The organism is Bradyrhizobium sp. Ai1a-2 (assembly GCF_000426245.1).
Classification (GTDB): domain Bacteria; phylum Pseudomonadota; class Alphaproteobacteria; order Rhizobiales; family Xanthobacteraceae; genus Bradyrhizobium.
Genome location: NZ_AUEZ01000011.1, coordinates 126,468 through 143,638, shown reverse-complemented (window position 1 = coordinate 143,638; position 17,171 = coordinate 126,468). Strand labels below are relative to the sequence as shown.

Annotated in this window: 21 protein-coding genes; 12 read left to right on the top strand and 9 right to left on the bottom strand. The window is 61.8% G+C overall.

Going from position 1 to position 17,171, the window contains the following annotated elements; all coding sequences use genetic code 11:
• The 3 genes from K288_RS54675 to K288_RS0110755 all read left to right on the top strand — a co-directional run.
• The coding region (locus tag K288_RS54675; RefSeq protein WP_027579559.1) for a transposase at nucleotides 1–277 on the top strand (277 nt) is incomplete at its 5' end.
• 117 nt (nucleotides 278–394) lie between these two features.
• Nucleotides 395–655 (top strand): hypothetical protein, encoded by a 261-nt coding sequence (locus tag K288_RS0110760; protein ID WP_027579558.1) that lies wholly within the window; start codon nucleotides 395–397, stop codon nucleotides 653–655.
• Nucleotides 656–820: 165 nt separating this feature from the next.
• Complete coding sequence (locus K288_RS0110755; RefSeq protein WP_027579557.1) at nucleotides 821–1,006, top strand: hypothetical protein; 186 nt, start codon at nucleotides 821–823, stop codon at nucleotides 1,004–1,006.
• 129 nt (nucleotides 1,007–1,135) lie between these two features.
• On the opposite strand, the gene K288_RS0110750 is transcribed toward K288_RS0110755, so the two are convergent.
• The 3 genes from K288_RS0110750 to K288_RS0110740 all read right to left on the bottom strand — a co-directional run bounded on the left by K288_RS0110750 (nucleotide 1,136) and on the right by K288_RS0110740 (nucleotide 3,722).
• On the bottom strand, nucleotides 1,136–1,339 hold the full coding sequence (locus K288_RS0110750) for a hypothetical protein (RefSeq protein WP_027579556.1): 204 nt from the start codon (nucleotides 1,337–1,339) through the stop codon (nucleotides 1,136–1,138).
• 117 nt (nucleotides 1,340–1,456) lie between these two features.
• Complete coding sequence (locus tag K288_RS0110745) at nucleotides 1,457–2,584, bottom strand: alpha-hydroxy acid oxidase (RefSeq protein ID WP_027579555.1); 1,128 nt, start codon at nucleotides 2,582–2,584, stop codon at nucleotides 1,457–1,459.
• A 118-nt stretch (nucleotides 2,585–2,702) separates the two neighbouring features.
• Nucleotides 2,703–3,722, bottom strand: coding sequence for a GlxA family transcriptional regulator (locus K288_RS0110740; RefSeq protein ID WP_027579554.1), 1,020 nt, complete (start codon nucleotides 3,720–3,722; stop codon nucleotides 2,703–2,705).
• Between the two features lie 62 nt (nucleotides 3,723–3,784).
• On the opposite strand from K288_RS0110740, the gene K288_RS0110735 reads away from it, so the two are divergent.
• From K288_RS0110735 to K288_RS0110715, 5 genes are all read left to right on the top strand, one after another.
• On the top strand, nucleotides 3,785–4,498 hold the full coding sequence (locus K288_RS0110735; protein ID WP_027579553.1) for a hypothetical protein: 714 nt from the start codon (nucleotides 3,785–3,787) through the stop codon (nucleotides 4,496–4,498).
• The gene (locus K288_RS0110730) at nucleotides 4,498–5,790 is read left to right on the top strand and encodes an MFS transporter (protein ID WP_027579552.1); all 1,293 of its coding nucleotides are present in this window, start codon (nucleotides 4,498–4,500) and stop codon (nucleotides 5,788–5,790) included. The genes K288_RS0110735 and K288_RS0110730 overlap by 1 nt, the downstream gene beginning before the upstream one ends.
• A gap of 73 nt (nucleotides 5,791–5,863) precedes the next feature.
• Nucleotides 5,864–6,571, top strand: a complete 708-nt coding sequence (locus K288_RS0110725) for a YqcI/YcgG family protein (RefSeq protein WP_244443119.1) — start codon at nucleotides 5,864–5,866, stop codon at nucleotides 6,569–6,571.
• Nucleotides 6,568–6,888 carry a cupin domain-containing protein gene (locus tag K288_RS45205; RefSeq protein ID WP_027579550.1) on the top strand — a complete coding sequence of 107 codons (321 nt, stop codon included), beginning with the start codon at nucleotides 6,568–6,570 and terminating at the stop codon, nucleotides 6,886–6,888. The genes K288_RS0110725 and K288_RS45205 overlap by 4 nt, the downstream gene beginning before the upstream one ends.
• Before the next feature lie 87 nt (nucleotides 6,889–6,975).
• The gene (locus K288_RS0110715) at nucleotides 6,976–7,161 is read left to right on the top strand and encodes a hypothetical protein (RefSeq protein WP_027579549.1); all 186 of its coding nucleotides are present in this window, start codon (nucleotides 6,976–6,978) and stop codon (nucleotides 7,159–7,161) included.
• A gap of 193 nt (nucleotides 7,162–7,354) precedes the next feature.
• Here K288_RS0110715 and K288_RS0110710 read toward each other — a convergent pair whose 3' ends face one another.
• Entirely contained in the window at nucleotides 7,355–8,617 is a 1,263-nt protein-coding gene (locus tag K288_RS0110710; RefSeq protein ID WP_027579548.1) for a CoA transferase, read from the bottom strand.
• 187 nt (nucleotides 8,618–8,804) lie between these two features.
• Entirely contained in the window at nucleotides 8,805–9,857 is a 1,053-nt protein-coding gene (locus K288_RS0110705) for a hypothetical protein (RefSeq protein ID WP_027579547.1), read from the bottom strand.
• A gap of 227 nt (nucleotides 9,858–10,084) precedes the next feature.
• On the opposite strand from K288_RS0110705, the gene bamA reads away from it, so the two are divergent.
• Nucleotides 10,085–12,445, top strand: coding sequence for an outer membrane protein assembly factor BamA (gene bamA, locus K288_RS0110700; RefSeq protein ID WP_343207778.1), 2,361 nt, complete (start codon nucleotides 10,085–10,087; stop codon nucleotides 12,443–12,445).
• On the opposite strand, the gene K288_RS0110695 is transcribed toward bamA, so the two are convergent.
• Together K288_RS0110695 and K288_RS0110690 are read right to left on the bottom strand one after the other, a co-directional pair.
• Complete coding sequence (locus K288_RS0110695) at nucleotides 12,426–13,001, bottom strand: DUF6456 domain-containing protein (protein WP_027579545.1); 576 nt, start codon at nucleotides 12,999–13,001, stop codon at nucleotides 12,426–12,428. The two genes, bamA and K288_RS0110695, sit on opposite strands and share 20 nt — an antisense overlap.
• A gap of 97 nt (nucleotides 13,002–13,098) precedes the next feature.
• Nucleotides 13,099–13,632, bottom strand: coding sequence for a GcrA family cell cycle regulator (locus K288_RS0110690; protein WP_027579544.1), 534 nt, complete (start codon nucleotides 13,630–13,632; stop codon nucleotides 13,099–13,101).
• A 127-nt stretch (nucleotides 13,633–13,759) separates the two neighbouring features.
• On the opposite strand from K288_RS0110690, the gene K288_RS0110685 reads away from it, so the two are divergent.
• From K288_RS0110685 to K288_RS0110675, 3 genes are all read left to right on the top strand, one after another.
• The gene (locus K288_RS0110685) at nucleotides 13,760–14,398 is read left to right on the top strand and encodes an XRE family transcriptional regulator (protein ID WP_027579543.1); all 639 of its coding nucleotides are present in this window, start codon (nucleotides 13,760–13,762) and stop codon (nucleotides 14,396–14,398) included.
• A gap of 107 nt (nucleotides 14,399–14,505) precedes the next feature.
• Complete coding sequence (locus K288_RS0110680) at nucleotides 14,506–14,781, top strand: hypothetical protein (RefSeq protein ID WP_027579542.1); 276 nt, start codon at nucleotides 14,506–14,508, stop codon at nucleotides 14,779–14,781.
• 174 nt (nucleotides 14,782–14,955) lie between these two features.
• Complete coding sequence (locus K288_RS0110675; protein WP_027579541.1) at nucleotides 14,956–16,110, top strand: OpgC domain-containing protein; 1,155 nt, start codon at nucleotides 14,956–14,958, stop codon at nucleotides 16,108–16,110.
• 23 nt (nucleotides 16,111–16,133) lie between these two features.
• On the opposite strand, the gene cyoD is transcribed toward K288_RS0110675, so the two are convergent.
• Entirely contained in the window at nucleotides 16,134–16,523 is a 390-nt protein-coding gene (cyoD, locus tag K288_RS0110670; protein ID WP_027579540.1) for a cytochrome o ubiquinol oxidase subunit IV, read from the bottom strand.
• A complete protein-coding gene (gene cyoC / locus K288_RS0110665) occupies nucleotides 16,520–17,170 on the bottom strand; it encodes a cytochrome o ubiquinol oxidase subunit III (RefSeq protein ID WP_027579539.1) in 651 nt (216 codons plus the stop codon). The genes cyoD and cyoC overlap by 4 nt, the downstream gene beginning before the upstream one ends.
• Between the last annotated feature and the right edge of the window lies 1 nt (nucleotide 17,171).

Below are 17,171 nucleotides of genomic sequence, written 5' to 3'. Positions count from 1 at the left end.
CATCGCCACCGGACGCGCCAAGCGCCCCACCGCCGACAACGGCAAGGTCGGCGGACCGCTGACACAGGCGATGAGAAAAAAGATTGCCGATGGCGGCTTCGACACCCCCTACCGGCTAAGAAAGCAGATCGTGGAGGCGGTGTTCGGACAGATCAAGCAGGCGCGCGGCTTCCGCCAGTTCCTGTTGCGGGGCCTGGCAAACGTGCGTGCCGAATGGGCGATAATCTGCACCGCCCACAACCTCGTGAAGCTCGCTAACCTCGCAAGGCCCCCATGAGCGGGATTTCGTGTCGAAATGCGCCAACCAGAAAGCTATCTGGACGGGCTCCTAGCCGCCCAAGATGATCTTCGGCGCAGCGTGCGCTGTCAGACCAGATTTCGTGAGGTTCGAGCCGTGAACTTCGAAACACCCGAATCCCCGCTGCAGCCCAGCCTCGGCGAACGCGCAATCGACACCGCAACCGATGTATCGCGCACGATCACGGAAGTTTCCGATGGACTTCGGGCCGCAATCGACCGGCTCAGCGACGCGATCAAGACCTCGCGTCAACCGGGCGGCACACTATCCACGATCAGCGCAATCACCCGCGAAGCGCCGCTAGCGAGCCTGTTCGTCGCATTCCTGTTCGGCGTCGCGGTAGCACGGCGACGTTGAGTGCGCCGGTCAGGCACGACCTGTCGGCACTTTCCTCGATAAACATTTTCTCACGGCATCCACCGGCCCGGATTCCAATGGTGGCGGGAATATGGCACAGTGATTCGGCGGGCTCCTTGCCCACAGGTCAGTGGCTTTGCGTCTCTAGGGGACATGGGGGATCCAATGCTGCGTACGTTTCGGCCGACGCCGACCTGCACGCGTTTCAAGACCAGCATCGAAATGCCATGCATCAAATGCGGCGCCGAGATGAGCCTCGCTTTGATCGAGCCGCGCGATCGGGTTTACGATGTGCTGACCTATCGCTGTACGCCCTGCGACTCCGGCGAGAGCTTCTTGCGGGCTCGCTAGAGCGTTTTCGAGCGAAGTGGACACCGGTTCGCGTGCAGAAAACGCGTCAAACAAAAATCTAGGGCTTCGGTTCTGATCTAATCAGAACTGAAGCCCTGGACGGGGGCAGCTTTCCGGCGAAAGCTTGCGTCAGCCGTTCAGCACCGCCATGCCGGCGTGGGTGAGAACGGGACGCTCGTCCTGCAACTCGACCAGACCGAGTTCGCTCAGGACATGCAAGTCCTCGTGGCTGACAGGCGACATCTTCAGACGGCCCGCCTGGATGTCGCGCAACGTCCAGCGGAGCGCAATGGCTCTTTCGAGAGAGAAATCTGCGAACGGGTTATCTGCCATTCGCCTCGACTATTCCGGCATTCTCGTGTCCCGCTTCGCGGATGCGGCGGCGACAGCGACAACGCGACAGCCGCCGTTGCGTTCCCTCGCCCCTTCGTCGATGGGAAGCCGCGGCCGCTAATAGCGATACGGCTCAATGTCCAACAGCGGAAACGCGCTGAACACGCCCGGCGGGTTGGTCGCCGTCGCCGGATGCAGGTACGACTTGTCGAGTTCCGCGAAGCTGGTCACGCCGAGCAGGCCGAGGCAGCGGATCACCTCGTCTTCGAGCAATTCCAGCATGCGGGTGACGCCCCTCTCGCCATCGGCGGCGAGCGCCCAGCATTGCAGGCGACCGATGCCGACAAGATCGGCGCCCGAGGCAATCGCCTTCACGATATCAGCGCCCCTGCAGAACGAGCCGTCCACCATGATCTTGGCGCGGCCCCTCACCGCCTCGACAATTTCCGGCAGGACGTGCATGGCACCACGGCCGTGATCAAGTTGACGGCCTCCATGGTTGGACACGTAGATCCAGTCGACGCCGTGATCGAACGCGATGATTGCGTCCTCGGCGGTGGCGATCCCCTTGATGACCAGCGGTATCCTGAACTTGTCCTTGATCAACTTCACCGTCCGCCATTCCAGCCCCTTCTGGAAGTCGCCGCCCGTGGCGCGAATACGGCTCTCCCGCACGTAGCGCTTGGCAATGTCGCGCTCGCGGCGGCTGTAATGGGCGGTGTCGACAGTCAGACAGAACGCGGAATAGCCGTTGGCAACACTGCGGTTGACGACGTCCTCGACAAAGGCATCATCCCCGCGGACATAGAGCTGGAAAATGCGCAGCGCGTCGGGCGCTGCCTTTGCGGTATTCTCAAGCCCTGGCTCGGACACCGAACTCAGCATATGCGCCGCGCCAAATGTGCCGGCGCCGCGGGCGACTGCCGCTCCCGCCCCAGGGTCGAAGATCTCGAGCGCGCCGACCGGTGCGAGCATGACCGGCAATCGCAACTTGCGCCCGAACACTTCCGTGGAAGGATCGACGTGAGCGACGTTGCGCAGCACGCGCGGCCGGAACGCGATCTCATCCAGCGCCATCCGGTTGCGCCGCAGCGTGGTCTCGGTCTCGGCGGCGCCGACGATGTAGTCCCAGGCGTTCTGGTTCAGCCTTGCCCGGGCCTTGCGGACAAATTCGTGCAGGTTCTGGTATTCTTCCCCGCTGGCCCCGAGTTCGACATTGCGCCGGATGGACGTCCCGTCATTCATGGTGGTTTCTCTCCCGTTTTGACCGGCACATTAGCCGCAGATAAGCGGCAAAAGCGACCGCCGTGAAGGGGGAAATCCCGGGCACGAACGAAAGGCTGCCATTCGCTTACGACGGCGCTCAACCGCCCGAAAAGCGGTTTCTGTATTCGGTCGGCGATACGCCGAGATGCCTCAGGAAGGCCCGCCGCATCCGCTCGTCGTCGCCGAATCCGGCACGTTTAGCGACCTCCACGACGCCGCGTATCTGCTGGCTCTCAAGCAGCAGCCGAGCGGTTTCGACCCGGAGGGCCTCGACGCCGCTTGCCGGCGTCATGCCGGTGCGGTTGGCATAGGTGCGGGCGAAGGTGCGCGGCGTCATCCCGGCCTTTGCGGCCAACGTCTCCACCCGCAGATCGCTGGCGATGTTTTCGATAATCCAGGCGTGCAGCGCACTGAAGCGACCTTCGACGTCGGAAGCCTGCGCCGCAAGCACGGTCGAGAACTGGCTCTGACCACCCGGCCGTTTCAGGAACACCACCAGTCGCCGGGCGACATCGAGCGCAATCGTATGGCCGAAATCCTCTTCGATCATGGCAAGCGCCAGGTCGATGCCCGCGCTGACGCCGGCCGATGACCACACATGCCCATCCTTGACGAAGATGGCATTGGGCTCGACGCGGACATTTGGAAAGCTGTCCTGCAACCGCGGGCAATAGCGCCAGTGCGTCGCAGCGCGCTTGCCGTCCAGCACACCGGTCCAGGCAAGCGCGAACGCCCCGAGACAGACCGAGGCGATCCGGCGTGCCTGCGGCAGCGTCTGCGAAATCCATTTCATCAAGCGAGCGTCTTTGGGAATCTCCCAAATGCCGGGGCCACCCGGGATCACCAGCGTGTCGATCTGGTGCGGTCGCATACTGCTGATCGGAGCCGTGTCGATCATCATCCCCACATCCGTCGAAACCAGTCCGCCCGAGGTGGACAGATAGGAAAGCGAATAGCCGGGCCCCGGCAATTCGATCGCTTCCAATTCGGCAAACACCTGCGCCGGGCCGGAGATGTCGAGCAGCGTCACGCCGGGGAAAGCGACAATCGCAATCCGACGCGGCGCAGCCTGCTGGCGCGGAGGGGGCCGTCGGGGTTTGGCAGATTTCGAGGGCATATTGTCCTTTAAGCCATTCGAGCCGCGCCTGTATAGCTCTCTATGGAAAGTGGAGTTCTGCCATGGTGCGAAAGCTGGGCAGCCAATACCAGGCGATCAACTCGCCCTGGGCCGGTTACGCAGTCTACAGTTTTCCTGATGCGTCCAGCGTCGCGGCTTCCGACCGCCAGCCGCTGATGGATGCCATGAATGGCATTATCGCCGTAAACTGGAAGGCGACCGAGCCGCACTGGACGGCAAGCTCCTCCCCGTTCGACGGCAAGTACAGCCTCATCCTTGTGTTCGACAGCCTGGGACTGGCGGCCTTTTCCGTCTATCGCCTCCTGCAGATGTCGTGCGGGCCTGCGGTCTATCGCAGCGGCACCGAGGTGCTTCCCGACCATCAGGGGCGCGGTCTGTACGGCTTCTTCACCCAGGAAGTGCTGAAGCGCGCGAGCTCCGCAGCAAGGGGAATTGGCGGCCTGTTCTACGGGTGGCGGACACGCAATCCGATCGTATGGGCTGCCAATGCCAAGATCTGCGAAAAAGTGACACCTTCGCTGCTCGACGAAATCAGCGATTCCGCCCTGCAGGCAGCCTGCGTCGAGATGTGCGCAACGCTCTATCCCGGCAAACCGCTCGAGGTGCCGGAAATGATCATGCGTGGCGCCTACGGCCACATTAAGCACCATCGCCAAGCCTACCGTGGCACTGCTTCACTGGTCGATGCGGCGATGTCCCGCATGATTCCAGATTCAGCGGACGCCTTATTCTCGGTTGGATATGCGAGGGTGTGATGTCGATGCTGGGTCAGCAAACAGCGTACGCCCCGACGGCCTCGCGGCTCGGTGACCGCGCCTATTGGGCCTGGGCGACGGTAGCTGTCGCCTATGCCATCGCCTTCCTGCAGCGCGTGTCGCCGCAATCGGTCAATCTGAGCCTGATGCACGATTTCGGCACCGACGCCGCCGGCATCGCGATGCTCGCCTCCGGCTACTTCTGGGGCTACACGCTGATGCAGATTCCGGCCGGCCTTCTGGTCGACCGTTACGGCGTCAAGCGCGTGGTGCTGGCCAGCATGGTCGCTTCGTCGCTGGGCAGTGCAGCATTTGCACTGGCGCCGAACCTGCTTGATGTCTTCGCCGCGCGCCTGATCGTCGCCTGCGGCGATGCGCTGGTGTTCACCGCGCTCTTGAAGCTGGTCGCGCAGAACTTCTCGGACGAGCGGTTCGGTATCATGTCGGGCATCTCACAGGTGTCGGGCTATGTCGGAGGCGTGATCGCCACGACGCCGCTTGCGGCCGCCGTGACGGGCTTCGGGTGGCGCGCCTGCTTTCTGTTTATCGCTGCTATCGGCCTCGCCAACCTCGTTGCCGCCAAGTTTGCACTGAAGCCAACTCCGGCGTCATCCAGCAACAAGACGCTGAAGAGCGTCATCGGCGCCGCGCGGCAATCGTTGTCGCATGTGGCCAATTGGGGCTGCGCCATGACCTTTGCGTCCCACTTCGCGGTGGTGACGACGCTGTCGGGCGTGTGGGGCATTCCGATGGTGGAGCACTTTTTCAACATCTCGCCGACCGCCGCCGGAACGCCGCTGCTTGCCTTCATGATCGGCAACGCCATCGGCTCCGTCTTCCTCGGTCACGCGGCTGACCGCGTGGCGGCACTCGACACAGCACTGATCCGGATTTGCGTGCTGCGGATGATCCTCATCGCGTTGTTGCTGCCGCCGATCGCCAAGGCATTCGGCCTTGTTTACGTTGCCGTGGTCTTCACCACGCTCGGCCTGGTCGCTGGCGGGACCGTCCCGCTCGTGCTCAAATGCACCAAGCGGCTCTACACCGCCGATCTCATCGGCGTCGGCGCATCCGTGAACACGACGGCAGCCGGGATCTTCGCCGGCATCGCGCAACCTATCATCGGGTTTTCCATGCTTGTCGCGAGCCAGTTCGCCGGCACCGATATCGCACATGGCGCAGCCGCGATCGGTGACGCCGGCTACGGCACCCTGATCGCAATTCTGCTGCTCATGTCACTGCCCGGGATTGCGGGCCCGCTGTTGATGAAAAGCAAACTGATAGTTCAATAGTCGCGTTAACCTATAGAGGGGCGTTATGGAGCGTTTGTTCTTGAGAAGAGGAGAGGTCGCGTCGAAATTTACGGTGAGCAGCTGGCAAAGCGTGATGTTCGCCGAGTTCGAAGCGCAAATGAGCAGCGAAGCGAGACCGTTCCCGTGCGTATTCGGCGTAGCCGGTTATCGCCAGGATCAACTCCGCTACCTGTTCCTCGATCCCTACGACGTCGACGTGCTCGGAGAACAGCTTGGGCATTATGTCTCGCAGGCCCGCTCGTTCGGCCCGAATACTTCCTTGATCTTGTTTACGCGGCCTCGCCCGGTACAAACGCTTGACGCCTATTATCGCAAGATGTGGTCGACGCTCGACCAGCTTGCGCGGCTGGACAAATCTCCCTGGCCAGCCGACATCCCCGAACAGTTGGACGACCCGATGTGGGAGTTCTCGTTCGCCGGCGAACCGATCTTCGTGGTGTGCACCACGCCCGCGCATGTGATGCGCCAAAGCCGCCGCTCCAGCGCGTTCATGCTGACCTTCCAGCCGCGATGGGTGTTCGAGAAGATCCTGGGAACGGAAAAGGCGGCCAATGCGGCGTTTGCGGAAGTGCGCAAGCGGCTCATCCCCTTCGACAGCACCAGTCCCTCGCCGCTGCTCGGACGCTATGGGGCGACCGACGGGCGCGAGTACCAGCAATACTTCCTGCACGACGACAACCAGTCCGTGGCGCGCTGCCCCTTCGCCAAGCTCGCACAGAACCAGTCGGCTCACACCAGCAACACGGAGCAAGCGGCATGACCAGGATTGTTACAGGTCAGAAGACCGAATTCGCGCTCGATCCGGCGATCCTCAACCTGCTTCCGGAGCAGGGCTCGATCGAATTGCAGCATGATGCTGCGGGCAAGGTGCACAGCTTCCACACCCACCCGGTCGACGAGATCCTGATGATCATCAGCGGCAGGCTGAATTTCACCTGGGATGGCGGCCAGCGCATCGTCAGCGCCGGCGACACCATCTTCCTGCCGGCCGGCACAGTCCACCAATCGGAAGCGCTGGAAGGCGGTGCGGTCTATGCAATCGCGACCCAGCCGCCAGCCAACCTGGCAAGGAACTGATCGTTCGCTCGATGGAGCTCCGGGCCATCTACTGCAGCTCCGCAACCCAACTTGGATCGTTGATCCACCTATCAAGAGGGAAGAATTATGGCGTATCCAGGCAAACGCGACGGCTTGGCGAAGAAGGTTGAAACCGCAGCCCAGGAGGCTGAACGCCTCGGCCTGACCACGGCTACATTGATACTCCGCATGGCACGCCTCGAGATCGATCGGGCCGAGCACAAGGAAGCGGAGGAGATTGCAAACAGCAATCTCCGCAGCAAGCCGAACTGAAGATCTGGCGCGGCTGGTTTGCGAAGCAAGATCAGCCCGGGAATAGAAATCGCTAGAGCATGATCCGAAAAAGTGGAGACCGCTTTTTCGAAAAAGATCATGCTCAAACAAAGAGCTAGAGCGGGATGACGAAAGAAAAGTCATCGCGCTCCAGCGGACCGTGCCGAGGCCGATCCGCCAGACGATGGACCGCTCAGTCCGTATTCTCCGCCTTTCCGAACGCGCCAGCCTTCGCGAGTGCCGCGATGCGGCCGTCGTCGTAGCCGAGCGTATCGCGCAGCACGTCCCTGGTGTGCTGGCCAAGCAGCGGCGCGGCAACTGGATCGACGGTCGGCGTAACGCTCATTCCAATCGGCGTCTCGATATTGGGAACGAATCCTGCGGTCGGGTGCGGTATCTTGCTGAGACGATCACGGTCGCGCACTTCCGACGCGTTGAACCCCTGTTCGACCGTGCGCAGATAGCCGACGGGAATATTGGCCTTCTTCATCTTCGCCATCCAGTTTTCGAGCCGGTCGGTGGCAAAGATACCGGCAATGATCGCGCGCAGCTTCTCTTTGTTTGCGGTCCGGTTCTTGCGGTGCGCAAAATCCGGATGGGTGATGAGATCCGGCCGGTCGAACACTTCGGTGACGAGACGGCGGTACAGCCTATCGTTGGCGCAGGCCATGTAGAGCGGACCATCGGCGGCCTGGTAGAGACCAACCGTCGGCGAGCCGTTCGGCGAATTGCCGAAGCGTCCGGGATTCTGGCCGCTGATCAGATAGGCCATGCCGTAAAATCCGGTCATGGCAACCGCCATGTCGATCAGTGCGACTTCGACATGCTGGCCGCGCCCGACCCGGTCGCGTGCCAGCAACGCAAGCAGGATCGCATTGCAGGCCGACATGCCGGTTGCCATGTCGACAATCGGCGGCCCGGTCCTTACCGGCTCGCCGTCGGGAAAACCGTTCAGCGACATGAAGCCGCTTTCAGCCTGCGTGATCGGATCGAAGCCCGGCCGCAAGGCAAATTCGCCTTTGCGGCCATAGGCCGAGATCGAGCAATAGATCAGCCGCGGATTGCTCGGCGCCACCGAGGCATAGTCGAGGCCGAACTTCTTCATCACGCCGCCGGAGAAATTCTCCACCACGACGTCCGCTTTCGCGATGAGTTCGCGTACCACATCGAGGGCGGCGGAATTGGTGAAGTCGAGCGCGATCCCTCGCTTGTTGCGGTTGAGACTGAGATAGGCTGCGCTCTCGCCGCCGATTTCCGCATGTTCATAGGCGCGCGTGTCGTCGCCGCCATCAGGATTTTCGATCTTGATGACCTCGGCGCCGAAATCGGCAAGCGTCTGCGTGCAGGCCGGACCGGCGACCACCCGGGTGAAATCAATAACCAGCAGACCATCGAGAGCGGTCGGTTCACCCTTCGCGCGCGCCGCACGCTCGGGCAGTTGTGGTCCAGCGGTCATGTTGGTCGCTTCCTCTTATCGTCAGTTAATGGGCAAACGCCCACCGTTGCCAAGGCGACGGCAACACTTTCTAGCGGAAGCACCAAGGTGAGGCCAAACCCGGATTTTGCAGGGCGGGATATCAGGCTGACATGGCTACCGGCTCAGATATTCCGCAGCAAGAAAGAGCACGACGCCCAATCGAGCCTCACTGCTGCTTTTCCCAGAACTGCAACAGTCCCTGCGAGGCCGAGCCGCCGATCACGCAGGGGATGCCGACCGCGACCTGCCCGAGCGCTGCGGCCGAGACGCATCCGAGTGAAAGCGCACCAACGCCAACCTGGCCCCAGAAGTCCAGATCGCGCCGGCTATCGGAACCTTTGGCCTTGAGCTCATCGACGGCGGCAACGGCATCCTTGCGCAGCGCCGCGATCTCTACCGTATCGGCGGCATCGACGACCTCCGAGAGCGGCGCCTTGATCGGCGGCTTCTGCCGCGCCAGTTCGCTACGGAGGAATTCACGTAGGCTGGCGTCACGGATCGCATAACTCGCCAGCGTATAGCGCGCCATGCTGCCGACGCTGAGCTTGTCGACGGTATCGCGACTCCGGCTCCATGGCAGCATCTCGATGATGCGCTGAATCGGAACATGGGAGCCGGTCGCGAAATAATATCCCCACAGCGTGTCCAGGAGATCCTGATTGGTGGCAAAGGTAAGCTTCGTGTTCAGCTTCTTCTCCTCCTTTGCGAACGGATTGCGCGTGAACGCGACGCGCAGCTTGTCCATCATCCCGGGCGTCGCCTCCTCGAGCGGAATATCGTTGAGTGTCGGCAGCCTGCCGGAAAGGTAGCTGTCGATCATCACCCTGCGCCCGGGCATTCGCGGCGCGAGCCTGCGCAGAATGTTGCGCCAGTCAGCCAGCCCGGAATAGGCGACCGCGCGCACGATCACCCATTCATCCTCCGGCGCGACGGGGAAGAAGCTCGCAATCAGCTGGTCGGCCTTTTCCGGATTGGAGCCGATCGCTCCGGCAATGAAGCCGAGATAGATGCCGGCATTTTCCGGCTCCTTGAAGCTTTGCGAATGGAAGAGAATGCGCACCGCCGCCGGCACATGGGCGTAATCCGGCTTGGCGCGATAATTGTAGATCCACTGCTGGACCACGGCCAGCGAGGCGCGCGGGTCGATGTCCGGCGTCTTCTCCGCATGCGCCGATTGCATCAGCAGCAGGGAGCTTACGACGAGAACTGCGTAACGCATCCAGCACTCCTGGCGAGCGTTGATGCATCACCGCACCAACATCTCGGACGTTTTGCTGCAAAGCATGATGCGGCCATTGCGACAATTCTGAGAACGCGCAGGTTAAATAAGCGCGCTCAAATTATGGCGCTCGGCCGACTCCGGCCTGCAACTCACCCCAGATGCGACATCGTTTTGCCCGGCGCCGGCAATTCGATATCGCCGGTCAATGGGAGACCGTAAGGGACGTGAAGCTCGAGCGCATCACGCTGCATCGGCGGCCGTCGAGGCCGCGCCTGATCGGCCCGTTACTTGTCGCCGCCGCAGCCCTGTTGAACGCGGCCGCACCGCTTGCCGCCGAAAGCGTACCGCCGCCACCTGCGACGATTAGCATCGTCGGCAATCGCAGGGTTGAGGCCGATACCGTGCGCTCCTACTTCCATCCGGGGCCGGACGGCCGGCTTGATGAAGCCGCACGCGATGAAGCCCTGAAGGCGCTGGTCGCAACGGGTCTGTTCGAAAAGGTCTCGATCGAGCGCACCGGCGATCGCCTGACCGTACATGTGACGGAAGCGCCAATCCTCGACCGTGTCGCCTTCGAAGGTAACAGGAAGATAAAAGACGCCGATCTGGCCGCCGCGATTGGATCCAAGTCGCGCGGGAGCCTGCAGCGTTCAATGGTACAGGCGGACGTCGGCCGTATCATCGAGGCCTACCGCCATGTCGGACGCGACGACGTTCGCGTGGTGCCCGACATCATCGACCGCGGCGATGGCCGCGTCGATCTCGTTTACGTGATCACGGAGGGCGCGAAAACGCCCGTACGCCAGATCAATTTTGTCGGCAATCGGGCCTTCGGCGCACGCCAGCTCAACGCCGTGATCAAGACGTCGGCAACCAATATGCTGAGTTTCCTGACCGGTAGCGACGTCTACGATCCCGACCGGATCGCGCAGGATCAGGAGCAGTTGCGTCTCTACTATCGCAGCAAGGGCTATGCCGACGCCACCGTTCGCTCGGCAACGGCCGAATACGATCCAGCAACCAAGGGATTCGCAGTCACTTTCATGATTGATGAAGGCCCACTCTATCACTTCGGAGATATCAGCGTCGCCTGCAATATTCCCAGGCTCGATCCGCAAAAGCTGCGCGGCGTCGCACTCGCCCACGCCGGCGCGGTGTTTGATGGCAATGCGCTTGACAAGAGCACCGAACTCCTCGCGGTCGAAATGGCCAAGCTCGGTTATCCCTTTGCGCAGGCTGAGCCGCGCATCGCCCGCGATGCCGCGGCACAGCGCATCGACGTCGCATTCTTGATCGACCAAGGCCCGCGCACCTATGTCGAACGCATCGAGATCCATGGCAACACCCACACCCGCGACTACGTGATCCGGCGCGAGTTCGACATCGCCGAGGGCGATCCCTACAACAAGACGCTGATCGATCGCGCGGAGCGGCGGCTGAAGAACTTGAACTACTTCAAGACCGTCAAGATCACCAATCGGCCCGGCGCGACGCCCGATCGCGTCGTGCTCGATGTCGAGACCGTGGACCAGGCGACCGGCGAGTTCAACATCTCCGGCGGCTACTCGAGCACTGACGGCGCGCTGGTCGAGGTCAAGGTCGGCGACCGCAATTTCTATGGGACCGGAAAGAACGTTCAGGCCTCCGTGAGTTATGGCCAATATGCCCGCGGCATCGACCTCGCGGCGTCGGAGCCCTATTTCCTTGGTACCAAAGTATCAGCGGGAATCGAGCTGTTCGGCCGGCAGAGCGAGGTGAACAGCTACCAGTCCTACAACAGCACGACCTACGGCTCGACGCTGCAATTGGGCACGCCGATCACCGAGCAGCTCGGTGTGCAATGGCGCTACTCGATCTACAACCAGGACATCTCGCTGGGCCCGACCAACTCCGGCTTGCCCCCTTCCCTTGCAGTCCAGCAGGCTGCTGCTAACGGACCGGCCTGGGTCTCCGCCGTTGGCTCCACCTCGACCTACAGCACGCTCGACAACAGCAAAAGCCCCACCAGCGGATTGAGGTCGCAGCTGAGCCAGGATCTGGCCGGCCTCGGCGGTGACGTGAAGTTCCTGCGCACCAGCGAAGACGCGCGCTACTATCAATCACTCACGGGCGACCTCGTCGGCATGGTGCGCGCTCAGGGCGGCTACGTCACCGGCTGGGGCGGTCAGCAGGTGCCGCTGATGAACAGCTTTTTCGGCGGCCCGACCATGGTCCGGGGGTTTGCCACCAACGGCTTCGGCCCGCGCGATCTGACGCCCGGCACCACCATGGACAATGTCGGCGGCAGCGCCTATTGGGCGACGACGGCGGAACTGCAGAGCGGAATTCCCGGCGTTCCGGACGAGTACGGTCTCAAGGCATCGGCCTTCGTCGATGCCGGAAGTGTGTTCCGTTATACTGGTCCGACCAGCGTGGGCGGCACCGCGCTGCAGGTGGCTAACAAAAACGTCGTGCGCTCATCGGTCGGCATGGGCCTCACTTGGGCCTCCCCGTTCGGCGCCCTCACCATCGACTATGCCGTGCCGTTGACCAAAGCCGCCTACGACGTGGTGCAGCCGCTCAACTTCAGCGCTGGAGGCTTTTGACCGGTACCGGATGCGGCGTCGCAAAGCCGTAAATCAGCGCCAGCCGGTCGAGACATTCCTTCAGGCGCCGCGCAAAGTAATCGTTCCAGCGCTGGGTCCGCAGTCCCCGTCGCTCGCCGACCTGTTCCATGGTCATGCCGAGGATCAGTACCTCGTGCACCAGTGCCGAACCGTCGGCGCCGAGCTCGCGCTCGACCCGGTTGAGCCGCGATACCGCGCTGCGCTGGGCCTCCGTGATCGGCTCGCGCCGCGCGCCGCCATCGACATATTCCCTTGTGGTGTCGACCGCGCGCGGCCCGCGCTCGGCCTTCTCCCAATCACTCTGGAACGCGCGGCCGCCCTGAAGCTGGGCGTCATCGATCTGACGATGCGAATGCAGCCGCCCGAGGGGATCGTTGCGGATCGAGCGTAGCGTAACGACTTTGTCGCCAGGCTCGAGCGCAAGGGGATCGTCGACCTCAACGGTGGCGACTTCGGCGTTGTACGGCAGATCCTGCGCGCGGCGGTCATGCGCTCTGGCGGGATGATATGGTTTCTTGCGTTTGGCGCGCGGCATGGCTTGGCTCCTTCAGGGCAGAATTCGACCGGGGACCATCTCGCCGGCGGCAAGATGCGTCGTTTGCAAGTGGATGCGGTGGGAGGCGCGTATGTGGCTATGCCGGCTCGCCCAGCCCCAGCGGTGCGATGCTCGGTGACGGCTCCGTCTCGAGCTCTGGATTGCGGCTCAAGTCGAAATGGGGCGTGCAGTAGCTTGAGCCAGGCCGCCTCCGATGACCGCAGAAGGTAATCGGTTCGCCATCGCTGTCGCCGCCATAGGGATACCGGCAATCTCCATATTCAAGCTCCACCAGCGAAAGGTGGCGCGGCTCGATCTCGACACAGCGGAGCTGTACCTGCGGCGCCTTCTCGAACACGGGCATCGGCCGATTGAATTCGATCGATCTTGGCTCGCGCGGCTCGCTTGACCGGTTCAACTGCGGTACTGGCGTCAGCCGCAGTGGTGCCGGCGGGGAGCTATCTGACATCATCAGACCGAGCCGCCTGGCACGGCCGATCGCAGCGCTTCTCGTATAATCAGTGTTGAATCTGACGTTGATCGCCTTGGCGATCTTCGCAAAGCTCATGCCTTGGGCAAAATATTCCCGCAGCGCGTCCGAATGTTCGGGCGCCCAGCCTATCACTTCCATCGTTTATTCTTGTCCCCCTTGGCCCGCCGCCTCACCATCAATTTCTGATATTCCGAAATGAAAGTCAAGCTTGATTTCTGATTATCAGAATTGATATACTGCCTCCAGATTCGAAGAGGGATGCGCCATGCTGGACGCCAGACTGATCGAGCGGGCCCTGCAGAAGCCAGGCAAGACCAAGGGTGGGCTAGCGGAGGCGATGGGCGTGCGCCCCGGCGCCGTTTCCGAAATCCTGTCCGGGATACGCCAGATCAAGGCATCCGAGATCGCACCAATCATGGAATATCTCGAGCTCAACTCGGTGCCGATCATGGGCCGGGTCGGCGCCGGCGCCTCGATCGAGCCGGAATACGAGCAGGTGCCGCCGGAAGGGCTCGGCGAGGTCGAGCTACCCTTCCCGATCGCGGAGGAAACCATCGCATTCGAGGTATCCGGCGATTCGATGCTGCCGAAATACGAGAATGGCGACATCATCGTCGTCTATCGGGAGCAGCGACATCCCCTCACGAGCTTCTATGGCGAGGAGGCGGCCGTTCGCTTGAAGACGGGCGAGCGCTATCTGAAGACGATCGAGCGCGGAAAGTCGCCGACGCTGGTCAACCTCACGAGCTTCAACGCCAAGCCGATCAACGGAGTGAAGCTCGAATGGATCGGCGAGATCTGCGTGACCTTGCCGCGGGGCCAGATCGAGCGCCTGCGCAGCAAGGCAGCCGCACGGTCCCGCAAAGCCGCCAAGGCGCAGGGTCCTCGGCCGTCAGAGAAATAGGCAAAGCGCACTTCTGATTTTCCGAAATCACACTTGACTAATTTCCGATTTTCGGAAATTATGCGACTGTCTCAGTCCTGTCGAGAGAGGTGGCCAGTTTGGCCGGAATGCAGTACTTCGTCGTGATGATCGATTACGGCCGGCGCGGCCGCGAGGCCGTCGTTGATCCCGAAATCACAAGGCGCGGGGTCATCGCGCGGGTTGCATCGGGTGAATACAGGAACATCAGCTTCATCCACGAAGTCTCTGATTCCGCCGTCGAGGATGTGACGGCCGACATTCTCGCCGAGGCCGCCCTCCCCGACATCGGCGCGGCGGAAGTCGACCTGCAGGCGAGCGCCTTCGACCATCGCCGCGATCTGCGCAAGCACGAACAAGCCTGATCGGCTCTTCATGAATCGCGGTGCATCACGTTCCAATTTCGAAAACGTGATCGCTCGCGGCTTTAATTCATCAGCTACGGATTAAATATTCTACAGGCAACGTCTATTCGGAGTGGCGGCGGGGCGCGATGGATTCGCGATTCCCTGCTCCGAACTAGTGAAGTCTTGCTCTCAATGAATCCATGTGTGAAGGCTGAGATCGCAGCACGCGACGGCGATCTACGCATCTTCCTTCTGCTCGGTATCGCGAACTGGTCCCTGTTCCTGGATCATATCCCGCACAACGCCGTCAGCGCGTTGACCTTGCGGAACTTTGGATTCAGCGGGGCGACCGAGCTGTTTGTATTTGTGATCGGCTACGCCGCCGCGATCATGTACGGGAAGATCGTTGTGGAGCGCGGCTTCGTCGTGGGAGCGACCCGTGTGTTCAAGCGGGTATGGCAGCTCTACGCAGCCTATGTTGTGCTGTTTGTCGTCTATGTCGACCTGATCGGATATGTCGCGGCCCAATCCGCTGCGCCCGATCTTTTCGCGGAATTCAATATCACCGACTTCATCGAGCATCCGATTCGCGTAATCGTCCGGGGCCTGCTGCTGCAGGCCAAGCCGCTCAACCTGGACGTATTGCAACTGTTCATCGTCCTCTTGGCGTTCCTTCCCGCCGTCTTGTTCGGAATGATGCGCTGGCCACGCCTGACGATGATTGGATCCATTGCGCTCTATCTGTTGGCGCGGCACTTCGACTGGAACCTGACCGCCTTTCCGGAGGGGGGTTGGTATCTCAATCCGTTCTGCTGGCAATTGCTGTTCGTACTGGGCGCCTGGTTCGCGGTCGGCGGCGCAGGTGACGCGCATGTGATCCGCGCAATGCAGAAGGTTCCCGCCTTGCGCGTCACCGCGTTGATCTACCTGCTCGCCGCCCTGACGGTCATGTCGGCTGGGAAATCGCCCGCTCTCGCCGAAATGATACCCAATTCGGTGCTCGATGTCTTTCTGCCCAATGGCAAGGAGAACCTCGCTCCCTATCGGGTGCTGCACCTGCTCGCGATGGCGTTCTTTTTCACCATGCTGGTACCGCGCGACTGGTACGGACTTCAATTGCAGGCGCTGCAGCCCCTCATCAAATGCGGCGAGCAATGGTTGGCGGTATTTTGCTCCGGCATTTTCCTGTCATTTGCCGGGCACCTGGTTCTGATCACGGGCCCCAAGTCACTGGCGATGCAGGTGCTGGTCAGCGCCGCCGGCATCCTCGGCATGACCTGTGTCGCCTATTACGTGTCCTGGTCCAAGCGACAGGACCATAAATCCGCGGTCGGCGCGCGATCCTGACCCGTTCATGAAGGCGTGCAGCGCTAGCGCTGCATCTGCATGATCTGGTCCATCGGCATCATGTTCTGATTGAGGTTCGCCATGATCCATAACGAGCCGCCGATCACCAGAAAAACGATGAGCACGCCGAAGGCAAGCGCCATCACGTTGTTGGTGTTGTCGGGCCCCGTCGTGAGGTGAAGGAAGAAGACCAGATGCACGCCCATCTGGGCGATGGCCAACACGATGATGGCGACGGGAATGCTCGGCTGCCAGACCAGGTCGGTGCCGGCAATAAAGAATGAGGTCGCCGTCAGCAGGAGCGCAAGGCCGAGGCCAATGACATAACCGAGCACGCGCAGGCCGACGCCGCCCTCGCCTTCGTCACCCGGAGCCAAATCGATGCGGTGCTGTTCCGTAGTCTGATCGGTCATGGCTTGCTCCCGAGCAGATAGACCACCGAAAATACCGCGACCCAGATGATATCGAGCGCGTGCCAGAACAGCGCAAAGCACATGATGCGCCGCTCAATGTCCGCCCGAAAACCCTTCGCGACCACCTGCGCCATCATCGTCAGCAGCCAGAGGATGCCGGCGGAGACATGCAGGCCATGGCAACCGACCAGGCTGAAGAAAGCAGACAGAAACGCGCTGCGCGTCGGCCCCGCACCGCGTGCGACCAAGTCCGCAAACTCGGTCAGCTCAAGGTACAGGAAGGCGAGGCCGAGAACGCAGGTCGCCGCCATTCCCAGTTGGAACCAGAGCTTGTTTCGAACGTCGGCCGCGATGTTGGCGAGCCCGCAGGTGAAGCTCGACAGCAACAGGCAGACGGTCTCGATCGCGACCCTTCTGAGATCGAACAGTTCGGCCCCCTTCGGCCCTCCATCGGTCTGGTCAACCAGGACCGCATAGGTCGCGAAGAAGCACGAGAACATGACGATGTCGCTGAGCAGGAATATCCAGAAACCGAAGCCTGTGACGATTCGCTTCGGCGCCGGTCCCTCATGCGCGACCGCGGCATGCGCAATGCCGCGCAAACGGTGCGGATCCGGTTGAGCGTATGCCAGCGTCGTATCGGCCATG